Origin of the sequence: Alkalibacterium olivapovliticus (assembly GCF_003003275.1) — a bacterium.
GTDB lineage: Bacteria > Bacillota > Bacilli > Lactobacillales > Carnobacteriaceae_A > Alkalibacterium > Alkalibacterium olivapovliticum.
In genome coordinates this window covers 1-2,635 of record NZ_PVTO01000058.1, presented here as the reverse complement: position 1 = coordinate 2,635, position 2,635 = coordinate 1, and the positions used below count along the sequence as shown (strand labels likewise).

The window sequence follows — 2,635 nt, the reverse complement described above, 5'->3', positions numbered from 1 at the left end:
TTAGCGGGTTTATTTAGTCTATACTATCATTCTTATTCGGTTTTTAAAATCATATCACATTATAGCTTCCGGAACGGCATTATTACAGAAGTAACACGATAACACTTGACTGAAAACCTTGAGAAATTCTGTGACTAAGTGTATTGAAACCGTTGTTCTTTGTTTGAACAGTCAGTTTTCGGTTAGACATATTAAAAAAACACCTTCCAGAAGGAAAGTGTCTTGAACTACTGTATAGAAGCTTATTTAAAAATAACCGGAGCTTTTCGCATAAATTTCTGATCGTTTTTTGCCGTACTTCTTTGAATATCTTTTCCGCCGCCTTGTTTATTCTTGATCAGCTTCTGCATTTTTTCTTTTGAAGTCATTCGTTCCACCACCTCTGTAGTTGCTGCTCTGTTCATTGCGATTCACTATTACCCTTTCATCTCTTGAGCAACACATGAAAAAAGGCACCAGCAGAATGCTGATACCTTTTTGTAATGCAATATTAAATTTAAGCCACAAATTGAATGGTACTCGTTCTCTTTCGAAATCTCAGTCCCATATTGTATACGGGAAATGATAATTTGACAACTATGAAAACACCGAAAAATGAAATACATAAAGCCCAATGGCAGGAGCTGATAAGGGAACATAGTGAGAGTGATTTATTAAAGAAGTCCAGAGCCAGGCACCTAACTTATCAGCGTTATAATCCAAGTCTGGCACCTACTTCTGCATACTCTATATCTTTTCTTTCTGCATTCCAATTACCCCCTGTTTGTCCGTCCCATATCGCTCCTGTTTCAACGAAACCGACAGACGCAAACAACTTCCGGACGGCTTCGTTTACCATCCAATATGATGTAGAAACTGCATCGGCTTTTCCTTGTGGAAACGACTTTATATAATCAATAATTTTCATCATTGCTTGTTTGCCAAATCCTTTGCCTTGATGCTTTTTATCAATCATAAAGCGATTAAGTCCATAAGTAGATTTATCTCCATATTTTTCACACAGAAATGCACTTTCCGCCAGTTCGTAAAATGCAATATCGACATATCCTATGACTTCATCATTGTTGCATATAGCGAAGATCATAGGAGGTTTTTCGTCGTTGAGTATCTTTACATAGGCTTTAGCCAAACAATACATGCTAGAATCCACATTTCCTTTCTGCTCGTCTGTCATGCTTAACTTCAACACTGACTCAAAATTATCGTGAGTAATCTTTCTTAATTCAATCATTTTTCTTCCCTACTTTCGAAAATATAAATTAAGTCCATTAACGACACCAGTTTAGCATAAAAAATGTGAGATTTAATTCGATTTTCACACTGCAAGAACAACTTGATGACTTTTTTTATTGAATAAACCTTTTATAATAACTTCAGAATCAAGACCAATTTGTTTCATTAAATAAAACTCACTTACTAAATTCAATATTTTAGTTAAATGAATTAGATCTATAGTCTCATATATATTATTCTTTGGATTTTTGCTGCCATGTGCATGATAATTCCTAGTACTAGAGCATTTATAAGCAAAGTCACTTACTACTTTATTCTTTGAAAAATCTAAATCTTGAAAGATAATTTCCTCTTTTAAATTACCTGGCATATCTTTAAGAAGTTGCTTTACTCTTTTCGTTAGATTAACTCTATCTATTTCTTTAACTATATTTTTTAGTTCATTTCTTTCATATTCATTCTCATGAAGTTCATCTATAAGGCTTAAAATTTCTCTCTTGGTAGTTTCTTTTTCAACGGTAGTTTCCTCATGTTCTTTATAAAACTCCCGATGATACACTTCTAAACTAGTGATAGCATCATTAAACTGTGTTTCAGCTAAATTTTTCATAGCTGTATTTATGGTAATGTTTTGGACTATTGGTTGGAGTTTTGTATAAGATTTAAAATAGTTCGTTAGTATATTAGAAAAATTATTAATTATATCGTTATACTCGTACGCAGACATAAATTGTTTATACTCTCGACTCACAGTTAATTGAGAAAAATAGAATTTACCTTTAATTGGCACTGCATTACCAACAATGTCTCGATCTTCCGAATCGAATGAAAAGGAAGTTAAGGTTAAAGCTTCTCCACATAAAATAGTTAACAAGTTACGAATTCTAAAAACATCTTCTTTTATTTTCATGATACTCTGTTCTTCGCTATATTCAATTTTTAAGTATGGTATGTCGACGTCAAGTAGAAATCGGTTCTTTCCAATGTTAGTTGACTGAATGGAATCTCTCCAACAATAAGACTTTATTTCTTAAAAGAGCGAAGGAACAACGACCATACATGATGCGCTTAATCACTTTCAGTTTATTGATCGATCCTTCAACCAGGCCGTTGCTGTATGGGGATTGAATAGCCATGAGGATCGCGTCTAGATCCTGTTTTGTTCCGTCCACAAAACTATGCAATTCTTTGTAGGGCGACTGCTCCGCTTGAACAAGCCAGTCTCCCAATCCTTTACCGTCATGCGTTTCAAGCATTTTTTTAAATGTTTGTATACTGTCGTATAGCTCTTTGACAAATGGATACTCCTCAAACAGGCATTGTGATTCTTCCGGTGTTAATTTCTCGAATGCGTATTCTGGCTGATATAACAGCTGAAGGACATAGCTCCTTTGGATGGTAT

Annotated in this window: 4 protein-coding genes; all 4 read right to left on the bottom strand. The window is 34.3% G+C overall.

Annotation, left to right across the window (positions count from 1 at the left end):
* Positions 1–242: 242 nt before the first annotated feature.
* The gene (locus CLV38_RS14130; RefSeq protein WP_281260071.1) at positions 243–368 is read right to left on the bottom strand and encodes a hypothetical protein; all 126 of its coding nucleotides are present in this window, start codon (positions 366–368) and stop codon (positions 243–245) included.
* A 323-nt stretch (positions 369–691) separates the two neighbouring features.
* Positions 692–1,231, bottom strand: coding sequence for a GNAT family N-acetyltransferase (locus CLV38_RS13435; RefSeq protein ID WP_106196481.1), 540 nt, complete (start codon positions 1,229–1,231; stop codon positions 692–694).
* Positions 1,232–1,315: 84 nt separating this feature from the next.
* Entirely contained in the window at positions 1,316–2,185 is an 870-nt protein-coding gene (locus CLV38_RS13430) for a HEPN domain-containing protein (RefSeq protein WP_281260072.1), read from the bottom strand.
* A gap of 34 nt (positions 2,186–2,219) precedes the next feature.
* Positions 2,220–2,635, bottom strand: a 416-nt coding sequence (locus tag CLV38_RS13425) for a transposase (protein WP_146129029.1), incomplete at its 5' end; no start/stop codon positions are given.

Coding starts and splice junctions, on each gene's coding strand:
- CLV38_RS14130 (WP_281260071.1), bottom strand. CDS start 368: ATGACTTCAAAAGAAAAAATGCAGAAGCTGATCAAGAATAAACAAGGC.
- CLV38_RS13435 (WP_106196481.1), bottom strand. CDS start 1,231: ATGATTGAATTAAGAAAGATTACTCACGATAATTTTGAGTCAGTGTTG.